The 18,558-nt window shown below is 41.2% G+C and carries 22 protein-coding genes; 9 read left to right on the plus strand and 13 right to left on the minus strand.

All coding sequences use genetic code 11. The features are described 5' to 3' along the window. Positions 1 to 247 precede the first annotated feature (247 nt). Positions 248 to 1,249, minus strand: a complete 1,002-nt coding sequence (locus tag CL667_14295) for an ATPase (GenBank protein ID MAL18863.1) — start codon at positions 1,247 to 1,249, stop codon at positions 248 to 250. A 76-nt stretch (positions 1,250 to 1,325) separates the two neighbouring features. On the opposite strand from CL667_14295, the gene CL667_14300 reads away from it, so the two are divergent. The 3 genes from CL667_14300 to CL667_14310 all read left to right on the plus strand — a co-directional run bounded on the left by CL667_14300 (position 1,326) and on the right by CL667_14310 (position 3,058). Next, on the plus strand, positions 1,326 to 2,132 hold the full coding sequence (locus CL667_14300; protein MAL18864.1) for a hypothetical protein: 807 nt from the start codon (positions 1,326 to 1,328) through the stop codon (positions 2,130 to 2,132). Between the two features lie 102 nt (positions 2,133 to 2,234). Next, positions 2,235 to 2,753 carry a hypothetical protein gene (locus CL667_14305; GenBank protein ID MAL18865.1) on the plus strand — a complete coding sequence of 173 codons (519 nt, stop codon included), beginning with the start codon at positions 2,235 to 2,237 and terminating at the stop codon, positions 2,751 to 2,753. A gap of 2 nt (positions 2,754 to 2,755) precedes the next feature. Next, complete coding sequence (locus CL667_14310) at positions 2,756 to 3,058, plus strand: NADH-quinone oxidoreductase subunit NuoK (GenBank protein MAL18866.1); 303 nt, start codon at positions 2,756 to 2,758, stop codon at positions 3,056 to 3,058. Positions 3,059 to 3,142: 84 nt separating this feature from the next. On the opposite strand, the gene CL667_14315 is transcribed toward CL667_14310, so the two are convergent. From CL667_14315 to CL667_14370, 12 genes are all read right to left on the minus strand, one after another. Continuing rightward, on the minus strand, positions 3,143 to 4,315 hold the full coding sequence (locus CL667_14315; GenBank protein MAL18867.1) for a hypothetical protein: 1,173 nt from the start codon (positions 4,313 to 4,315) through the stop codon (positions 3,143 to 3,145). Between the two features lie 72 nt (positions 4,316 to 4,387). Next, on the minus strand, positions 4,388 to 6,115 hold the full coding sequence (locus CL667_14320) for a Na(+)/H(+) antiporter subunit D (protein ID MAL18868.1): 1,728 nt from the start codon (positions 6,113 to 6,115) through the stop codon (positions 4,388 to 4,390). After that, positions 6,105 to 6,320, minus strand: coding sequence for a hypothetical protein (locus tag CL667_14325; protein ID MAL18869.1), 216 nt, complete (start codon positions 6,318 to 6,320; stop codon positions 6,105 to 6,107). Before CL667_14325 ends, CL667_14320 begins: the two co-directional genes overlap by 11 nt. Before the next feature lie 2 nt (positions 6,321 to 6,322). Beyond that, complete coding sequence (locus tag CL667_14330) at positions 6,323 to 7,807, minus strand: cation:proton antiporter (GenBank protein MAL18870.1); 1,485 nt, start codon at positions 7,805 to 7,807, stop codon at positions 6,323 to 6,325. A gap of 20 nt (positions 7,808 to 7,827) precedes the next feature. After that, a complete protein-coding gene (locus tag CL667_14335) occupies positions 7,828 to 9,321 on the minus strand; it encodes an NADH/ubiquinone/plastoquinone (complex I) (GenBank protein ID MAL18871.1) in 1,494 nt (497 codons plus the stop codon). Then, the gene (locus CL667_14340) at positions 9,318 to 9,686 is read right to left on the minus strand and encodes an NADH-quinone oxidoreductase subunit J (GenBank protein ID MAL18872.1); all 369 of its coding nucleotides are present in this window, start codon (positions 9,684 to 9,686) and stop codon (positions 9,318 to 9,320) included. The genes CL667_14335 and CL667_14340 overlap by 4 nt, the downstream gene beginning before the upstream one ends. Next, on the minus strand, positions 9,679 to 10,119 hold the full coding sequence (locus CL667_14345) for a sodium:proton antiporter (GenBank protein MAL18873.1): 441 nt from the start codon (positions 10,117 to 10,119) through the stop codon (positions 9,679 to 9,681). The genes CL667_14340 and CL667_14345 overlap by 8 nt, the downstream gene beginning before the upstream one ends. Next, positions 10,109 to 10,423 (minus strand): hypothetical protein, encoded by a 315-nt coding sequence (locus CL667_14350; GenBank protein MAL18874.1) that lies wholly within the window; start codon positions 10,421 to 10,423, stop codon positions 10,109 to 10,111. Before CL667_14350 ends, CL667_14345 begins: the two co-directional genes overlap by 11 nt. Next, the gene (locus CL667_14355; protein MAL18875.1) at positions 10,420 to 10,665 is read right to left on the minus strand and encodes a cation:proton antiporter; all 246 of its coding nucleotides are present in this window, start codon (positions 10,663 to 10,665) and stop codon (positions 10,420 to 10,422) included. The genes CL667_14350 and CL667_14355 overlap by 4 nt, the downstream gene beginning before the upstream one ends. A 3-nt stretch (positions 10,666 to 10,668) precedes the next feature. Beyond that, positions 10,669 to 10,998, minus strand: a complete 330-nt coding sequence (locus tag CL667_14360; GenBank protein MAL18876.1) for a cation:proton antiporter — start codon at positions 10,996 to 10,998, stop codon at positions 10,669 to 10,671. Then, positions 10,991 to 11,272, minus strand: a complete 282-nt coding sequence (locus CL667_14365) for a pH regulation protein F (protein MAL18877.1) — start codon at positions 11,270 to 11,272, stop codon at positions 10,991 to 10,993. The genes CL667_14360 and CL667_14365 overlap by 8 nt, the downstream gene beginning before the upstream one ends. Next, a complete protein-coding gene (locus tag CL667_14370; GenBank protein ID MAL18878.1) occupies positions 11,272 to 11,829 on the minus strand; it encodes a hypothetical protein in 558 nt (185 codons plus the stop codon). Before CL667_14370 ends, CL667_14365 begins: the two co-directional genes overlap by 1 nt. A 508-nt stretch (positions 11,830 to 12,337) precedes the next feature. Between CL667_14370 and CL667_14375 the strand changes: the two genes are divergently transcribed. The 6 genes from CL667_14375 (at position 12,338) to CL667_14400 (ending at position 18,484) form a co-directional block, all read left to right on the plus strand. Beyond that, the gene (locus CL667_14375) at positions 12,338 to 14,359 is read left to right on the plus strand and encodes an NADH-quinone oxidoreductase subunit L (GenBank protein MAL18879.1); all 2,022 of its coding nucleotides are present in this window, start codon (positions 12,338 to 12,340) and stop codon (positions 14,357 to 14,359) included. A 17-nt stretch (positions 14,360 to 14,376) separates the two neighbouring features. Further along, positions 14,377 to 15,984, plus strand: a complete 1,608-nt coding sequence (locus CL667_14380) for a Fe-S-binding domain-containing protein (protein MAL18880.1) — start codon at positions 14,377 to 14,379, stop codon at positions 15,982 to 15,984. Position 15,985: 1 nt separating this feature from the next. Further along, positions 15,986 to 16,270: a 4a-hydroxytetrahydrobiopterin dehydratase gene (locus CL667_14385; protein MAL18881.1), complete on the plus strand. Its 285-nt coding sequence runs from the start codon at positions 15,986 to 15,988 to the stop codon at positions 16,268 to 16,270. Between the two features lie 9 nt (positions 16,271 to 16,279). After that, the gene (locus tag CL667_14390; protein ID MAL18882.1) at positions 16,280 to 17,746 is read left to right on the plus strand and encodes a hypothetical protein; all 1,467 of its coding nucleotides are present in this window, start codon (positions 16,280 to 16,282) and stop codon (positions 17,744 to 17,746) included. A gap of 89 nt (positions 17,747 to 17,835) precedes the next feature. After that, positions 17,836 to 18,084: a CopG family transcriptional regulator gene (locus tag CL667_14395; GenBank protein ID MAL18883.1), complete on the plus strand. Its 249-nt coding sequence runs from the start codon at positions 17,836 to 17,838 to the stop codon at positions 18,082 to 18,084. Further along, on the plus strand, positions 18,065 to 18,484 hold the full coding sequence (locus CL667_14400) for a pilus assembly protein (protein MAL18884.1): 420 nt from the start codon (positions 18,065 to 18,067) through the stop codon (positions 18,482 to 18,484). Before CL667_14395 ends, CL667_14400 begins: the two co-directional genes overlap by 20 nt. Positions 18,485 to 18,558: the final 74 nt, after the last annotated feature.

Genomic DNA, 18,558 nt, shown 5'->3' on the forward strand with positions numbered 1-18,558 from the left:
TTCTCTAACTAAGCTTAGATAAATTTAAAGCCTCGTTCATTAATTTGAGCGAGGCTTTTTTATTGTTTAACAAATCTGATACCAAATTCCGGTTCCCAATGTCCAGTTCATAACGAAGAGCTTGATTTACGATTAACCGATAGATCGAATGACCGATTTTTGATTTACCAGTCGCAATAAAAAAAGGCGCTCGAAAGCGCCTCTAAAAATTCAATGTTCTGAAATCAATATTGAGTGTTCAATATTCCTACGGAACCTGAACGTTATTCATAATCTTCGTTACGATATCTTCCGGGGTAATGTCTTCCGCTTCCGCTTCAAAGGTTGGAATAATACGGTGACGTAATACATCCATCGCTATAGTCCGCACATCTTCCGGTGTAACGTATGCACGGTGCTCCATAAAGGCTTGCGCCCGGGAAGCAAGATTGAGGTTGATAGTAGCTCGTGGAGAGGCTCCAAAGCTAATTAAGTCCTCCAGATCATCGAGGTTGTAATTCTTGGGCTTACGGGTGGCAAAAACCAGATCAACGATATATTGCTCTACTTTCTCATCCATATATATATCATTGATGGTAGCACGAGCATCCATAATTTTGTCAACGGTAACCACTTTTTTAAGCTGTACTTTTTCGCCGGTTTTGGCCTGCATACGCATAATCTGCATCTCTTCCTTTTCGGTAGGATAGCCAATCTTTAATTTCAGCATAAAACGATCAACCTGTGCTTCAGGGAGTGGATACGTTCCTTCTTGCTCAACCGGGTTTTGAGTAGCCAGTACCAGGAAAGGTTCTTCCAGCTTGAATGTGTTTTCCCCGATGGTAACCTGCTTTTCCTGCATGGCCTCAAGTAAAGCACTTTGCACCTTAGCGGGAGAACGGTTAATCTCATCTGCGAGAATGATGTTTGCGAAAATGGGTCCTTTCTTAACTAAGAATTCCGCTTCTTTTTGGTTATAGATGAGCGTACCAATCAGATCGGCAGGGAGTAAGTCAGGCGTAAACTGTATACGCTGAAAAGCTGTATCTAATACGGTGGCCAAACTTGAGACCGTTAGCGTCTTAGCCAAACCGGGAACCCCTTCAAGTAAAACGTGCCCGTTAGTGAGTAATCCCACCAAAAGCCGGTCAATCATATAACGCTGACCGATAATTACTTTATCTAATTCAATCCTGATGTCTTCGATAAAAGCACTGGTTTTCTGAATTTTTTCACCCAGCGCTTCCATGTCTACTGCGTATTCACTCATTTTCTAAATTCTTTTTTTAGTATTAGCTGATGATATGATTATTTTCTCGCCTTCAAAAAGTGAACAAATATAATAAATGGACGTTTTACAATCTTTTTTATTAGGACTTATTCAGGGGATCACTGAATTTCTACCTATCAGCAGCTCTGGACACCTTGTTTTAGGTAAATATATTTTAGGCGGCGATCTTGAGGCCGGCATAACCTACGAAGTAGTGGTTCACTTTGGAAGTTTGTGCGCGATACTCATTTACTATCGCAAACTTTTAGGTGATTTATTAATGTCGGGCATTGGATTCTTAAAATCCCCGTCTCAGAAGAAAGATGACCCACAAGTTAAAACAATTGGGTTCATTTTAGTGAGTATGATACCGGCTATGGCCATTGGCTTTACACTCAAAGATTACATTGAAGATATTTTTATGGATCCGCTGCTGGTATCCATTATGCTGATAGTTACGGGTTTCATTCTGTTCCTTACCCGATTTGTAGGTGATACAACGAAAGAAATCAACCTTCCCAAGAGCTTTGTGATTGGCTTAGCGCAGGCCTTCGCAATGATTCCGGGAGTGAGTCGGGCCGGATCTACTATCTCAGCTTCTTTATATTTAGGAGTGAAACGAGAGGATGCCGCTAATTTTTCTTTTCTGATGGTTATTCCGGTAATTGCTGGAGCCATGTTACTTCAATTTAAAGAGATGTTGGAAGTGGGGGTAAGCGATGCTCAACTGATGAGCCTAACCGTAGGATTTCTGACCTCATTTATCTCCGGATATTTTGCACTTAAGTACCTGATCCTGATTCTTAAGAAAAAAGGATTCCATTATTTTGCTTATTACTGCTGGATGGTTGGTGGAATTGGTCTTTTTTACTTTTTGGCTTAAGATTGATTGAAAAAAAATTAATAATTAACAAAAATTGCGGGCCCAGTTCTTGAAGCCGGAAGCAAATATGGCTACCTTTGGCGCTCACAAAACAGATTATTTATGATCGTTTATTTATTCTTTATGCTGGCAGCGTTAGCAATAGGTTCAGCCTTAGCTATGGTCATCAACAAAAATGTAGTTAACAGTGCTCTCTTCCTTGTTTTGAATATGGTATCACTGGCGGGAATTTTTCTCGTTCTGAATGCTCAGTTTCTTGCCGTAATTCAAATTCTGGTATACGCCGGAGCCATCATGGTTTTATTCCTCTTCGTAATCATGTTACTGAATGTAGAGGATGAAGAGAAGCTTTTCGATAAATTCAGAGTAAAATATATTCTGGCAGTTCTGTTGGCTATTGGTGTAGTTGGGCAGATTTTTTACAGCCTAGCTGGCGTAACCGATATGCTTCCTGCAATATCTGAAGAGATGGCAACGGTTGGTACCGTTGAAGCAGTAGGAGACGTGCTCTTTACCAAATACCTTCTTCCGTTCGAGATAACGGCAATATTGCTAACAGCGGCAGTTGTGGGTGCTTTAATGATTGCGCAGCATAAAATTAAAAGAACAGACGAGATTTAGTTATGATAGGAATCGATTGGTTTTTAGGAATTAGTGCAATCATGTTTACCATTGGTCTTGTTGGTGTATTAATACGCCGCAATGCCATTGTGATTTTTATGTGTGTGGAATTGATGTTGAATGCCGTGAACCTCTCTCTGGTGTCTTTTGCGAGTTACCACGGCAATATTGACGGGCAGATTTTAGTGTTTTTTGCTTTAGCGGTAGCAGCAGCTGAAGCGGTAGTTGGATTGGCTATTATCATCGCAATTTTCCGTAATAATCTTACAGTTGATGTTAGCAAGATTAACTTACTTCGCTGGTAAAAGTAAGTCAGCTTATTGTTTTTAGAATAAAGCCTTTCTCTCTCAGGAAGGTTTTTCTATTTCCGTGAAGTTTTTGAGTTGGACTCAGAATAAATAACCAGCGGTAAAGTAAATCCCATATCCTTCCTTAGAGAAGCCGACATCTCCCCGCATGATGAAGTCGTTAGTGAAGAAGGAGGCAGTCGCTCCAAAGCCAAATGTGTACTTCAGATCATTATAAATATTCTCTATGGATTCTCCATTTGGGAATGTTCGTCCGATATCTGTGAAGAGGCTTCCTCCAAGCCTGACATCAACAGATGGAAACTCAAATAACCAGGTCCTTAGTTCGGAGTTAAGGAGGATGGCATTATCATCCCGAAAACGATATTCTGGATAACCTCTTAAAAGATCAGCTCCTCCTAAATCAGGAAGTTTCCAAAAAGGAAGGTCTCCAGTAGTATTTCTGAAAAGCAGACGATTTGCGAAGGTGATTTCTTTAAGAATAGTGAAAGAAGTGTATGAACGCGTATCCGTTTCAAGCATAAAATAGCTGGACGAACTGCCTAAGAATGTACTAGCAACCTGAAAACCAGCTTTTGCATACACACCTTTGGTTGGATTGAATTCGTTATTACGTGCTTCCCAAACTAATCCTCCTCCAATGTTTGTGGTGTATGCTCCATCAATCCCATCCGGTTGATCAGCAATAATCAGCTGGGTTGAGTCATTGCCCCACGGAGTCTGATATTCGAAGCCTGCCACCCCAAATACATCAAGTTGTGAGTCATTTATATTGCGGAATAGAGGCTTTCTCAAGGTGAATTTTGCACCTGCTGAGAAGGAATTGAAAAAGTAATACTCAGCGCTGTCAACTAAAGCTTCAGGAAGCTCACTGTAATTCCCAATACCATAAAACTGATTCCCTGTAAACCGAGAAATAAAAGTCTCAGATTGGAGTCGGTTTTCGGTATTAAGAAAATAGGGCTTGTCATAGGCCACAAAAAAAGATAGCAATCCTTTTGTAGTTACAATTAATGAGGTGTTGATGTAAGAATAGAAAGGTTTCATTCCATCCTGATAGCGGTACCTGCTACCAATTCCTCCAAGTATTAACCCCAAGTCACTGTCGTAAGCTATAGCTGGTAAAAAGGCGTATTCAGTTGAATCCTTAACAGCCTGATTTTGTGCTGATGTGTTAGTAGTGATTAGAGTAGCACAAAAAAGTACTAAAAGCAGGAATGTTGGTGCGGATACTTCCTTCAAAAGATTAACCACTTAGTTTTATGCGATTGTTTATTGTGTTCCGAAGATATAAAGAAAAGGCATTACTAAGTGAAGACAAAGTAATTATAACAATACAAACAGGGCGGCAACGATAAATCCGAATAATATGAATGATAAGGCAGCGCCCATTGTGGCGGTAAAACCATCAGATTTAATCTCACGCCCGCCCATCACGAAAGAAGGGAGTATGATCTTCATTGGGTTTTTTAAAAGCGCTGAGAGCCTGTTTGCAAGATTTAAAGAAACCGTTTCTGCAATACCAAACAGGTTGTTCGGAAACTGGACAAAAACGGTATTAACAATAGCGGCAGGACGTCGGTAAAACCAATCCGTGTCAAGCGAAATGGTTGAAGAAACGTTAAGATGGTTTTTAAGAAACCAGAAACCTGCAAAAGCTAAAACCAGAACTTGAGTCATTTCAACAAAATTGTACACAGAAAATGGCTGGAAGTCGGTTGGGAATGGAAGTTGGCTATATAGCAGATTCGGCGCTACTCCAAATAGGATGCAGAAAAAAGCACCAATTCCCATGGCCACTTTCATATTCATTGGAATATCCGAAAGTTGAAGCTCTTGTTTGGACTCTTTGAACCAAGTGAAGTAGGGAAGTTTAAGTCCCGTGTGAAGGAAAGTACCAACGGTTGCTAAAAGAAGCAGTAAAATGGGCCATTCCAGGTGAGCATCACCAAGAGCTCCGGAGATCATAGTTTTACTAATGAAACCATTTAAAAAGGGCATTCCTGAAATAGACAGGGCACCCACCATATATAAACCTAATACCAGTGGCATTTTTCGGGCTAATCCACCGAGCTCACTTAATTTGCTTGTGCCAGTTGCATAAATAACTGAGCCTGCAGCCATAAATAGCAAGGACTTATAAATAATATGGTTGAAAGCATGAGCGGTTGCTCCATTTAACGCAAGTTCAGTTCCAATACCAATAACCGTAACCATGTATCCAATCTGGCTAATGATACTGTATGCTAAAATTTCACGAATATCATTGGCAAGCAGTGCATAAATGGTTCCATAAATAGCCATGATTACTCCAACCCAAATCAGGATTTCCCAACCGGGGAAGAGGCGTATCATAACATAAACGGCAGATTTTGTAGTAAGAGCACACATGAAAACAGCACCGGTGATAGTAGCTTTTGGATAAGCGTCAGCAAGCCATGCATGCAGGGGAGGAACAGCTGTGTTCAGAGCTACACCCAGTAACATGAAAATATTCGCTGCAGTATAAGCCGGTTCGATGCTATCTATATAAAGAGAGCCTCCACTACTTAGATGCAAAAGGATACCTGTAAACAATAAACCGCCGCCAAAAATATGTACAAGCAAATAACGCATTCCTGCTTTAGCCGACTCTTCAGTTTCTCTTGCCCAGATTAAGTAGGAAGAAGTCGCTGCCATAATTTCCCAAAAAATAAATAGGGTAAAGAAGTCACCCGCAAAGGTAACGCCTAAAGCCCCGCCGGCATAAGCCAGTGCAGAGCTCTGCTGACCGATATCTTTTATATGAAAAGCATAGATACCACCGATTACGGTGATGAGTGCGAAGATAATTCCGAAGATACGACTGAGTCCATCAACAGCAAGAAGGTCAAGTTCGTAGCTTGCAAAGGGTACCTGAATAAGATTGCCTTCGGGCATAGTCCAAACCATAGCCAATGCAATTACCCCAAAGGTGATAAAAGCCGAACTGCGAACACTTTTCGGCAGTAGAGGGAGCACAAAAGCTCCCAATATCAAAATTACAGCAGGAATAGAAAAAAGCTCAAGCATCATAGTAGTCTTCTTCGCTTAAGATGAAAAATTTGCCTAATCCCTTAGAAACAAAAATGAGAGCTGCACAACCAAGACCGCCCCAAAGTGCATAAAACGCAGGGACGCTATTCCACCAATGGGAATCGTAGTCGGCCAGATAAGTAAATTCCAGAATCAGGCTCGCAATCAATAAAATACCAAGTATAGTCCAGTGCCAGTTCTTCATAATTATAAAGGATTAAAAATGCTTGATGCTACAGAGGTAGCCATATCAAAAAAGTTGAAGAATAAATCGGGATTCAGCCCAAATAAAATAGATAGAACTGCTGTGCTGAATAGCGGAACTACCATAAATGGCGAGGCTTCCGTGTGTCCTTCAAGTTCGGGACCACCTTTGCGGAAGTAAGCTCGGTGTATAATGGGGAAAAAATAGCCCACGTTTAACAAACCACTTACGACTAATATAATCACAGGGAGCATCATGCCGCCCTCAAGTGCTCCGGAGGCAAGATACCACTTACTTACAAATCCGTTTACAGGGGGAATTCCGGCCAATCCCATAGAACCAATTGTAAAGGCAGCCATGGTCCACGGCATAACCTTGGCAATTCCATTCAGTTCGCTGATGTCTTTTTTATGAAGATTCACCATAATAGCTCCGGCACAGAAAAACAGAGTAATTTTCATGGTAGCGTGGAAGGAAATATGCATAATACTTCCTATCAATCCTGTTTCTGTTAAAAGAGCTACGCCTAACACGATATAAGAAAGATGACCAACCGTTGAATACGCAAGCCGGCGCTTCAAATTATCCTGTGCGAAGGCGAGGAGGGATGCTACAATTACGGTAATTCCGGCCAATACCATTAAGATTTCATTAAGACCAAATTCAGCCATCACCTCTGGGCCAAAGATATAGCCAACTACACGGATTACACCAAACACTCCGGATTTAACAACTGCTACCGCATGCAATAATGCACTAACAGGAGTTGGTGCTGCCATTGCAGAAGGTAACCAACTGTGTAAGGGCATGATGCCGGCTTTCACCCCAACGCCGCCAAGGAACAAAATGAAAATAGTAACCGCCATGGTTTGGGAAAGCTCAACGCCTTCAAAGATACCTCCGGCCTGGAAGTCAAGGGTTCCGGTGAGAGAGTAGGTGATTCCAGCAGCAGCAATTAAAAGGAGTCCGGCAGTTAATGTGTAGGTCAGATATTTTCGTCCGGCAGCGATTCCTTTCTTAGTCTCGCTATGGATAACTAAAGGATAGGTTGCCAGAGTCAGCATCTCATAAAAAATGATGAAGGTCAGCAGGTTACCGGAGAAAGCGATCCCAATGGTGGAACTCAAACAAATTGCGAAACTGGCAAAATAGCGGGTCTGCTTTTTCTCGTGATGACCGCGCATATATCCAATAGAATAGAACGAGGTAAAGATCCAAAGTCCGGATGCAATCAGGGCAAAGAAAACTCCAAAAGTATCTGCTTTAAGAACCAATGGAAGGTTAGGGGCAATCTCGAATAACTCTAACTCTATTACATTCCCCTGCAATGCGGATGGTAATAATGTGAGTACCAACAGAAACTTAATCACACCAGCCAGTATCGTCCAAAACTCACGTAAGTTCGGCTTCTTTGAACTCAGCAATATGAACGGCACCGCAGCAAGCGATACAAGAACAGCAAATAAAGGGATGTACGTAAGCTCCATGTGTTGAGTAAATTACTTGTTTAAAATCCTGCCGGAAACATTGTGAAAATTACATTTACGATATAGACATTAAAAATACCAACCAGCAATAGTCCGATAGCCATTACAGCCATAGGGAACATCATACTGAAACCCACTTCGTCGTTTTGAATGGTTTCTTCTTCAGAAGACTCTTCAGCTTCAGGGTTATTGAGATATATTTTTTCTATGATGCGGAAGAAATACACGGCATTAAGCAGTGAGCTTATCAATATAACTGCAAGAAGCATCCAGCTGCTGTTTTCAATAGTACCAAGGGCGAGATACCACTTGCTGAAGAAACCGGCAAGCGGAGGCAGCCCAACCATGGAAATAGCGGCTGTTGTAAAAGCGGCCATAGTCCAAGGGTATTTCTTGCGATAACTGTTATCAAATTTTGTAATCAGAGAATGACCTTCTTTCAACCTCATACTACCAGAGACAAGGAAAAGCAGGGCTTTCATCAGGGCATGATTCAGAATGTGCAGCACGGCACCTATAAAACCAAAAGGGTTTGCCAGACTTATTCCCATTATGATATATCCAATTTGTGAAACGGAACTGTATGCCAGCATTTTCTTCAATTCGCTTTGGGCGATGGCCATGATGGATCCATACAAAATCCCAATTCCCGCAAAAGCACCAAGGATGGTGGTAAGCGGAAGCTGATCGTCCACCAGTTCAACGCCAAATAAGAAAAGAACAACCCGGAGTAAAATATAGGCTGCGACCTTGGTTCCAATGGGGGCAATAAGAGCCGATGAAGTGGATGACGCGAAGGTGTAAGAATCAGGTAACCAACCGTGTAGCGGAAATAGTGCTGCTTTCACCCCTACACCAACTACCATTAAGACAAGGGCAGCTATGACTGAAGAATGCCCGATCACTTGTGGCAACATCGCATGCATGTCTATGATGTTGAGCGTGCCTGTAACGGTGTATAAAAATCCTACCCCCAACAAATACAGCGAACCACCGACGGTTCCAATGATCAAATACCGGAAGGCTGAATATGGAGCTCGTTTTTCTCCAATAGCAATCAAGGCATAACTAGACAGGGAAGATATTTCAAGGAATACATAAAGGTTGAAAAGATCGCCGGTTAGCACCATCCCGTTGAAGCCGAGCATCAGCAGCATGGAAACGGTGTAGTACGCCATTTTTTTTCCGGGGAATTCAACCTTGCTAATTTCTTTGGAATGAATGAGCACCAAGAAAGCAATAGCATTAATTACTAAAACGATAAATGCGGCCAATCCGTCATAAACGAACTCAATACCGATAGGAGGAGCCCATCCACCAAAAAAGTAACGGATGGTTTCGCCGGTTTGGATCAGGTGCCAGAATCCCCAAGCAGAAAGAAAGGTCGCAATTCCAGTACCCAGCAGACTCAGTTGCCAGGTGAGTTCACGTTTCCAGAGTCCAACTACGGGAATCAGAATCGCAAAAAGGATATAAGTAACGGGTATTAACGCCGGTATTTCGGATCCGATCATTGAATCTTATCTAAAAGTTCTTCTTCGTTAAGGGTGCCATATCGATTATAAATGTTGATCAATAAGGCAAAAGCAACACCCAGTGTCGCTACACCAACTACAATAGCTGTGAGCATTAAGGTGTGAGGAAGCGCATTCATATAGTTTGATACCTCACTAACAGGTAGGTTGTATGCTTTAACAGGTACCGTAGCTCCTTCTTTCATTGCCACGGAAACAAAAAATAAAATAACGCCGGCTTGGAAAATGGAAAGTCCAATAGTTTTCTTCACGAGGTTTTTTTTGAGAAGCATCCCGTAAAGCCCCAGTGCCAGCAGGATAATGGTAAACCAATAAGCATAATGCCCTAAAAAGAATTCAAGCATAATCTTCTCCTTTAACCATGTTGTCATAAATAAGAACAAGTACTGTCATAACTGTAAGTCCAATTCCCAACTCGATGATTAATATTCCCCAGTAACGTAAATCGGCTGCTTCCAGACCAGGGATTGGTAGTTGTTCATAATCAAGAAAATAGCCTCCGGTAAAAATGGCCACGAGCCCGGTTCCAAAATAAATAAGTACTCCAAGGGCTGCGTAGGGAGTGGCCAGATAATCTTTAAATTGAAGGCTGGCAATTTCAGTACCGCTGGCAATTCGTACTAACAAAAGAGAGACTGCAAGCAAAGTTCCACCTTGAAAGCCACCGCCCGGGGAGTAGTGTCCGTGAAATATCACATAAAAACCGAACAGCATGATATAGGGACTCAAAAAGCGTGAGCCTAATAAAATAATAGGGCTTTGTTCTTTATTCGTCATCGCTTTCTCCTTCTTTACGATTTCTTAGCAGTAAAAAAGTGATGAGTCCGGCTGTAAATATTACAATTTGCTCACCCAGGGTATCAATGCTACGATAGTCACCTAAAATAACGGTTACAATATTTGGGGTATGGGCATCATTGTAGGCTTCCTGTATGTAATAATTACCAGGAACCTCTGTGCCCGTCATGCTAACTTCCTGATTCATTTGGTTGTCAGCGTCTCCACGGTATGGCAAGTCCGTTGCCGCAAAAAGCAGCACGGTGGTAAAGGCAATAATGATAAGTAGCTTAAGATATTTCAATCTTCTGTTTTATATGTGGTTTGATAAATTGCTACGATTAACAAAATTCCGGTGACCCCGGCTCCAACTACAGCTTCAGTAAAACCTACATCAACAGCGCCCATAGTGGTAAATAAGAGGGCCATCAAAAAACTGAAGATGGTTAACATAACTACCGAAATAAGAAGGTCATTAGCTTCAAGCGCTATATATGCTGTAATCAACAAAAAGATGAATAATATGAGTTCAAGTTCCCAGTACATTAACTAGCCTTCAGTTTTATCATTTTTATTATCCGGAAACATAGGTTTAAGTCCGGAGTTATATGCTGCACGGGCCATTGCATGAGCCCCAATCGGGTTGGCCAATAGAATGAATAACAAAACAAGCATCAATTTCCCGCTGTTGATCGTCAAACCTTCAAAGATAATCAGCCCAACAATAATTAAGATCATACCAAGCGTATCGCTTTTACTGGTGGCGTGGGTGCGGGAGTAAAAATCGGGCAGTCGGATGATTCCAACACTTCCCACTAATAGGAAAAAGATGCCAGCTACCACAAATATAATGGTCAATATGGAAGTAAAATCAATCATCAAATCGGACATCAGTTTTTTCGGATGAGAAGTACTTTGCGATAGTCAGAGAACCGATGAACCCAAGAATTGCATAAGCGAGAGTAATGTCTATAAACATACCAATGCGGTCAAAGACATATCCAATCAGGCAAATAAGCACGATGGTCTTGGTTGCAATAGCGTTGGTTCCCACCAGTCGGTCAAATACAGTAGGTCCTTTAATGACCCGATAAGCCGGTACGGCGATAATAATAGTTAAAATGACGGCGCTATATAGGAAGAAGGCATTCATTATAAGTTCTCCTTGTTGTGAATGACTTCAAAATCTGATACCACGTCGTGAAGATCTGTGGTAAACAATTTTAGAACCTGTTTTGGCATTTTATCACTGGCAATTCCTTCAAATGAAACAGGAGAAATTGAATGAACAATAAACTCATCACCATTTATATCTACTGTAAGTGTACCGGGGGTAAGGGTAATGGAATTTCCCAATATCATTTTAGCATGGGGATTAGGGTAATTTACTTTGAACCTGACCAATGATGTTTCAATTGGAAGTGAAGGGCTCAGTAAGATCTTAGCTACATGAACTCCGGAAACTACTATCTGCCAAAACAACCAAATAAAATACCAGGGCAGATAAAGGAATCGCAGGTCTTTTATGACGTCCTTTTCATCCTCATAGAAATTAAAAGCCTTCAGCCGGTAATTAATCGCCATGACGATAGACACGCTGATAATACCCATTATGGTATGGGTAATATCAAAAAAACCACTCATGATATACCAAAAACCCATCAGGGTTAGGAAAGATACAATCGGACTTTGAGCAGAAAAAGACTTCAAGATTCTGGTTTATATGGTTATTGAAAATCGAATGGTTACAAACATACAAATTCTGTGTATTAGCCGAAATATAAATTGGGACAAACGCGATACTATATTATATGCAATGCCAAGATTATTCACAGTCTGCTACTACTTTGAGCAGAGAGTGTTCGTGGAAAACACAAGATTTTAAATGTGTAAATTCTGGAGACCGTTTCTTTGGAGTATGTCATTGGAATTTGAGCGCTGAAAATAAGAGCCCCAATATATATTTAAAATGAATTTTCTGAAGTTTTTAACTAACAGCGTTTAAAGATTGTAAATGAGGGCAGACGAAGAGTGATCTGCCAGCAATGCTTTTAATTTGGGTTTCTGGAACCGACTTTCCGATGGTTATAGTTTTTAGTGTAAAAATCACAGAAAACAGTCTTTACCTTCCTATAGTTTTTTGTATCTTTGCCAACCATTTCGGAGCCGTGCGAGTCGCGGTTTTGTTTTTTATCGTAATCAAAACAAAGTTTAATAAATGGAATCCGCTACGGCGCTGTTTTCTCTCATTATTGCTCTTCCATTAGCTGGTTTTCTGATCAACGGACTTATCGGCTTGTTCGCAGAGAACTATAGAAATAAGAAGCAACTTATTGGCTTAATCGCCAATCTAGCTGTTTTTGTACCGTTTGCTATAGCGGTTTATTTCTTCCTTAATATGAATGCTGAATCCGAAGCAGTTGTATTCAAACTGTTTACATGGATGGATGTAGGTAGCTTCAGTGTAGATGTTGCCTATCGCTTAGATCAGCTTTCTATCATGATGACACTGGTTGTAACCGGTGTTGGTTTTCTAATCCACTTGTATTCAATGGGATACATGGCTGATGACGACGGCTACTGGAAGTTTTTTGCATACCTGAATCTCTTCATCTTTGCGATGTTGAATCTTGTTCTGGGTAATAACCTATTACTGTTATTCCTTGGATGGGAAGGAGTGGGGGTTTGTTCCTACCTCTTGATCGGTTTCTGGTATACCGACATGGCTAAATCCGACGCAGCCAAAAAAGCTTTTATCTACAATCGCGTTGGTGACTTTGCCTTTCTGATTGCCATGTTTATGGTTTTTCAGACGGTAGGGAGTTTGAACTTTGATGCCATCCTTGGCAATCTTGATGCTTTTTCAAGTGAATACATTTTTGCCATAGGCCTACTGATGTTCATTGGTGCTACCGGTAAATCGGCACAGATTCCATTATTTGTTTGGTTACCTGATGCGATGGCGGGTCCTACTCCTGTGTCCGCACTCATTCATGCCGCTACTATGGTAACTTCGGGTATTTATCTGATTTCCAGGATGTCTCCGATGTTTGTAATGACTCCGGAAGTGATGCTGATTATCGCCGTAATTGGAGCCTTGACCGCAATTGTTGCAGCAACTATCGCCATCACCCAAAACGATATTAAGGGTGTTCTGGCTTATTCTACTGTATCTCAACTGGGATATATGTTCCTTGCACTGGGTTCCGGTGCATTTACAGCCGCGATGTTTCATGTAGTTACTCATGCATTTTTTAAAGCCTGTTTATTCTTGGGTTCCGGTTCTGTTATTCATGCTATGCATCATGTTGAACATGAATTGGAGCATGAAGGCAAGGATGTTCATTTCGATCCTCAAGACATGAGGAATATGGGTGGGCTTAGAAAATATATGCCTTCCACCTACAAAACCTTTTTGATTTCAACGATAGCAATTGCAGGTATACCGCCATTAGCAGGATTCTTTTCTAAGGATGAAATCCTAGCGATGACCGCTAACGCTGGTGCGGGAGAATTTGGAAGCTATATGTATATGGCACTTTGGGGTGTTGGGATGATTACCGCGTTCCTCACAGCATTTTACATGTTCCGACTTACTCTGACTACTTTCCATGGTGAATTTAAGTTAGGTCAAAGATTTAAAGAGGCAATAGGCGCAGAAAAATATTTACATGAAAGTCCTGCTACTATGACGATTCCTCTGTGGACTTTGGCAGGATTAGCAGCTGTAGGTGGTTTTTTAGGCGTGCCGAATTTCATTGTTGAGACTTTCACCGGGGAAACTGCACACGTCAACTTGCTACACGACTGGCTTTATAACATAAATGCCGACTACGAATTGATACTCGGCAAGCCAATCAAATGGGGCATTATGGTTTTCTCAATTGTTATTGCAGTTGCAGGGACTATGGTCGCTTTCCGAATGTATAATGATAACCAGCAGGAAGAATCTGACGCAAAGCTTGCCGTTCGCTTTGGTGGTCTATACCAAACCTGGAAAGAAAAATACAACCTCGATGAGGTTTACGAAGGCTTGATTATAAACCCGATAGTTAAATTTTCAGATAAAGTACTCGCTGTCTTCGACATGAAAGTAGTAGACGGTATTGTAAATGCCACAGCTGGAACCGTTCGGTTGTTTGGTAGCTTATTCCGATATGTACAAACTGGTGTTGTATCCAGTTATGCGCTGGCCTATGTGATTGGCGTTATTGTAATTCTCTATTTAATGGTAATGTAATTGTCACTGATTAGTTGATGGAAACTCTCTTAAACATCGTTATTTATTTACCACTGTTAGGCATTCCCCTGATCCTATTGATTAAGGGTGAAACTTCCCGAAAGTGGATCGCATTGCTGGTGACTGCACTTACATTTGTTGCCTCATTACCACTTATGTTTGGTTTTGATGTTGCCGCATCTGGCACCCCTCAATTTTTGACAGAAGGTGGCCGCCTGATGGAGTCCCTGGATATTAAATATCTGGTTGGCCTTGACGGATTGAGCTTACTACTGTTCATGCTTACCACTTTTATGGGGCCGATCGTCATCATGTCTTCATGGAATTCTGTGAAGAAGCATATGGCCGGTTATTTGAGCATGCTCCTCTTGCTACAAACAGCCTCGCTTGGAGTATTTGCATCGCTTGACCTAATGGTCTTTTATGTTTTCTTCGAGCTTTCACTTATACCCATGTATTTCCTAATTGGAATTTGGGGTGGAGCAGGACGTATTCAAGCCACTATTAAGTTTTTCATTTATACCTTGGTGGGTTCACTCATCATGTTGGTTGGGTTGATTTATTTAGGATATGATGCCGGCGCAGCCATGGGAGCTGGAACAACTTTCACAACCGATTGGAGATTCCTTTCCAGTGATATATACACCATCGGCCTTGTTGAGCAAACCTATTTATTCCTGGCTTTTGCATTAGCTTTTTGTATCAAAGTGCCTTTATTCCCATTCCATACTTGGTTGCCTTATGCTCACACCGAAGCGCCAACTGCTGGTTCTGTAGTTCTTGCTGCCATAATGTTGAAGATGGGTACTTATGGGTTGATCCGTGTTTGTCTTCCAATTTTTCCAAATGCGTTTATGGAGTTTGCTCCATGGATGGCAACACTTGCAGTAATCGGTATTATTTATGGTGCTTTGGTAGCCATGGTTCAGAAAGACGTGAAGAAGCTTGTTGCTTATTCATCAGTCAGTCACCTTGGTTTTGTAGTGCTTGGAATTTTTGCGCTAAATACGGTAGCTGTTCAGGGTGCGATCATTCAAATGATCAACCATGGACTTTCAACAGGAGCACTCTTCCTTATTGTTGGAATGATTTATGATCGCCGACATACCCGCATGATCAAAGACTTTGGTGGCATTGCTAAGAAGATGCCTATCTTCACCGTAATGTTCATGATTGCAACATTTGCTTCTATAGGACTACCGGGACTAAACGGATTTGTAGGTGAATTTTTGATTCTTAACGGTTCATTTTTCTCTGAACTCTACGATAACAAAGTGTTTGCTATACTCGCTGCAACCGGCGTGATTTTAGCCGCCGTTTATATGCTATGGATGTTCCAGCGTGTAATGTTCGGTCCATTGACTAATGAAGAGAATGAAAAATTAGTAGATTTAAACGGCCGTGAAATTGGGTTACTAGTTCCATTAGTAATTTTCATGTTCTGGATTGGAGTCCACCCTGTAGATTTCACAAAGTATTCTGAAACTCAGGTAACCGAATTGATTGAGGCTTCTGAAGCAAAAAGCATGGCTGTTATTGAACAGTCTAAGCTTGAAGAGCTACCTGACTGGACCGCAAAATTCTATGACGTAGATCAAGTTGAATCACAAATGGTATCCAAATAATATGGCACAACCACTATCAGAAAAGGACATAAGCGCAGCTTTGAATTCCTTAGATGGATGGGAGTTTAGCGATGACACCATTTCAAAAGAATTTGAATTTAACGATTTCAGCGAAGCCCTTGGATTTATAGTTCAAGTAGGATTGCAAGCTGAAAAACAGGTTCACCACCCACAGTTATTTAATGTGTACAATACGGTTAAAATCAGCCTGAATACACACGATGCAGGGGATAAGGTCACCCAAAAAGATGTAGACCTGGCCAAAGCAATAGAAAGCATTTTATAAAATTACCGAATGGATTATTTAGGCGATATACAAGCTTTTTTACCCGGAGTTATCACAGCCGTAGCTGGTTTAGTAGTAATTGTTGTGGAAGCTCTCAAAAAAGACAGTCCACTTAACTTTTGGATTACTGTACTATCATTAGTAGCTGCATTGCTGTTAACAGTTCAGTCCCTGGGCACTACACTCGATACTGCATTCTCTGGAATGCTTGTATTTGGCGGACCTGTGGCGTTTGGCAACTTAATTATTCTTACCGGTACACTTTTCTGTGTATTTATTTCGGAGGATTATCTGCGCGGTATTGATCACTATTATGGTGAGATTTACGCACTCATTTTATTTGCTACCACGGGTATGCTTGCCCTGGCCGGTTCTAATGACCTGATTACACTTTTCGTTGGTCTGGAAACCATGTCTATCTGTTTATACGTGATGGCAGGGTTGATTAAAAATGAAAAAGCAGGTGCTGAGTCAGCTCTTAAGTATTTCTTGTTAGGCGCATTTTCTACAGGTTTTTTGCTGTACGGAATGGCGCTACTATACGGAGCAACAGGAACAACGAGTATTCCTGAAATTGGAGCTGCTGCAAGTACAAATCTACTCTTTTTAGCTGGTGCAGCTCTTCTTTTGATAGGATTTTTATTCAAAATATCTGCGGTTCCATTTCATATGTGGACACCGGATGTGTATCAGGGAACCCCAACCACACTCACAGCCTACATGGCAACAGCTTCCAAGGCTGGTACATTTGTGGCTTTTATTCTGATACTATCGAGAGCCTTCCCAATTATGGAGGGTTTAAACTGGCAGTTGGTGCTCAGTGCCGTTGCTATCGTAACGATGATTTTCGGTAACATCATTGCTCTCGTTCAAGACAACGTCAAGCGAATGCTAGCTTATTCAAGTATAGCACATGCCGGTTACGCACTGGTTGGTTTGGCGGCTGGAACATTTGAAGGATTTAGTGCAGTACTCTTTTATCTGTTCGCTTATACCCTTATGAATGTCGGGGCTTTCGGAGTTATTGCATACTACGAGCGCAATAAAGGGCTTGATTTCACTCAGGTTCAAAATCTTGCAGGTCTTGGTTATAAAAATCCATTAATGGGGGTATCACTTTCTGTATTTCTTTTCTCATTAGCTGGAATTCCACCTTTAGTTGGTTTCGTTGGTAAGTATTATGTCTTCGCAGCTGCAATCAGTGCGGATATGGTTGGTTTAGCCATTGTAGGAGTACTGGCCAGTGCGGCTAGTGTATATTATTACCTCCGGGTAATGGTTTACTTATACTTCCGTGAAGAGCATCAGCCAATCGAACTATTCAATCCAACACTGCTTTATAAGGGAACCATTGCAATACTCGCTATTCTAACACTGTATTACGGAGTTGAACCACTATTGCCAACTGGTGGGTTGATGGATATCCTGAATACTTTTGGCGGATACACAACTCCGGCCATTTCAGTAGCTCCCTGATAGGATCTGAGCTAGTTTTTTGACTCAATTCAGGTATTTGTGGTTTTACTAAATATGTAATACATTTTGTAAAACAATCAATTACGAGTATGAGATCAGTAAGATTACCTGAAGATATCGACAAAGAGTTAGAGAACCTTGCCAATCAAAAGAAGGTCTCTCGTTCAGAAATCATAAAAGAAGCCTTGGTAGAATATATGGCACAAGAGAAAAAATATAATCAGCCCTTTGAAAGTGGTTCCCGTTATTTTGGAAAGCATGGAAGTGGTGAAAAAGACCGGTCTGCAAGTTATAAATCCCGCATAAAAGACAAGATCCGTGATAAGCACTCTGATTGATGCCGGACCCATAATTGCCCTGTTTGATAAAAGCGATCAGCACCATGTTCTGATGATGGAATTCATGAAGAATTTCCAGGGGAGACTTATTTCGACCTGGCCTGTTTTAACCGAAGCTTCTTATATGCTTGACTTCAACAAAGAAACTCAACTCGATTTTATTTCATGGGTTTCGGAAGGTGGTATTGAAATATTTAATCTGGAACAGTGGCAACTGGTTAATGTGAGGGAATGGATGAATAAATACTCAGATTTACCTGCTGATTTTGCAGATGCGTCTTTACTGGTAGCTGCTGAAACTAAGAATCTGGACTCAATTATTTCATTAGACAGTGATTTTTCTGTGTACACATTGAATAATGGAGAAGTACTTTCCAATTTATTGACTGGGTCAGAATAATCATACTCGAGAAGTTGGAATAGACTACAAAAAAAGTGTATCTTTGGGCTCTCTGTTGCTCGGCAAAGTGCCAG

It is taken from the genome of Balneola sp. (assembly GCA_002694685.1).
Classification (GTDB): Bacteria; Bacteroidota; Rhodothermia; order Balneolales; family Balneolaceae; genus Gracilimonas.

What these genes read in the sequence shown, in the direction of transcription:
- CL667_14295 (MAL18863.1), bottom strand. Translation starts at nt 1,249, where the DNA reads ATGAGTGAATACGCAGTAGACATGGAAGCGCTGGGTGAAAAAATTCAG.
- CL667_14300 (MAL18864.1), top strand. Translation starts at nt 1,326, where the DNA reads ATGGACGTTTTACAATCTTTTTTATTAGGACTTATTCAGGGGATCACT.
- CL667_14305 (MAL18865.1), top strand. Translation starts at nt 2,235, where the DNA reads ATGATCGTTTATTTATTCTTTATGCTGGCAGCGTTAGCAATAGGTTCA.
- CL667_14310 (MAL18866.1), top strand. Translation starts at nt 2,756, where the DNA reads ATGATAGGAATCGATTGGTTTTTAGGAATTAGTGCAATCATGTTTACC.
- CL667_14320 (MAL18868.1), bottom strand. Translation starts at nt 6,115, where the DNA reads ATGATGCTTGAGCTTTTTTCTATTCCTGCTGTAATTTTGATATTGGGA.
- CL667_14325 (MAL18869.1), bottom strand. Translation starts at nt 6,320, where the DNA reads ATGAAGAACTGGCACTGGACTATACTTGGTATTTTATTGATTGCGAGC.
- CL667_14330 (MAL18870.1), bottom strand. Translation starts at nt 7,807, where the DNA reads ATGGAGCTTACGTACATCCCTTTATTTGCTGTTCTTGTATCGCTTGCT.
- CL667_14335 (MAL18871.1), bottom strand. Translation starts at nt 9,321, where the DNA reads ATGATCGGATCCGAAATACCGGCGTTAATACCCGTTACTTATATCCTT.
- CL667_14340 (MAL18872.1), bottom strand. Translation starts at nt 9,686, where the DNA reads ATGCTTGAATTCTTTTTAGGGCATTATGCTTATTGGTTTACCATTATC.
- CL667_14345 (MAL18873.1), bottom strand. Translation starts at nt 10,119, where the DNA reads ATGACGAATAAAGAACAAAGCCCTATTATTTTATTAGGCTCACGCTTT.
- CL667_14355 (MAL18875.1), bottom strand. Translation starts at nt 10,665, where the DNA reads ATGTACTGGGAACTTGAACTCATATTATTCATCTTTTTGTTGATTACA.
- CL667_14360 (MAL18876.1), bottom strand. Translation starts at nt 10,998, where the DNA reads ATGATTGATTTTACTTCCATATTGACCATTATATTTGTGGTAGCTGGC.
- CL667_14365 (MAL18877.1), bottom strand. Translation starts at nt 11,272, where the DNA reads ATGAATGCCTTCTTCCTATATAGCGCCGTCATTTTAACTATTATTATC.
- CL667_14375 (MAL18879.1), top strand. Translation starts at nt 12,338, where the DNA reads ATGGAATCCGCTACGGCGCTGTTTTCTCTCATTATTGCTCTTCCATTA.
- CL667_14380 (MAL18880.1), top strand. Translation starts at nt 14,377, where the DNA reads ATGGAAACTCTCTTAAACATCGTTATTTATTTACCACTGTTAGGCATT.
- CL667_14385 (MAL18881.1), top strand. Translation starts at nt 15,986, where the DNA reads ATGGCACAACCACTATCAGAAAAGGACATAAGCGCAGCTTTGAATTCC.
- CL667_14390 (MAL18882.1), top strand. Translation starts at nt 16,280, where the DNA reads ATGGATTATTTAGGCGATATACAAGCTTTTTTACCCGGAGTTATCACA.
- CL667_14395 (MAL18883.1), top strand. Translation starts at nt 17,836, where the DNA reads ATGAGATCAGTAAGATTACCTGAAGATATCGACAAAGAGTTAGAGAAC.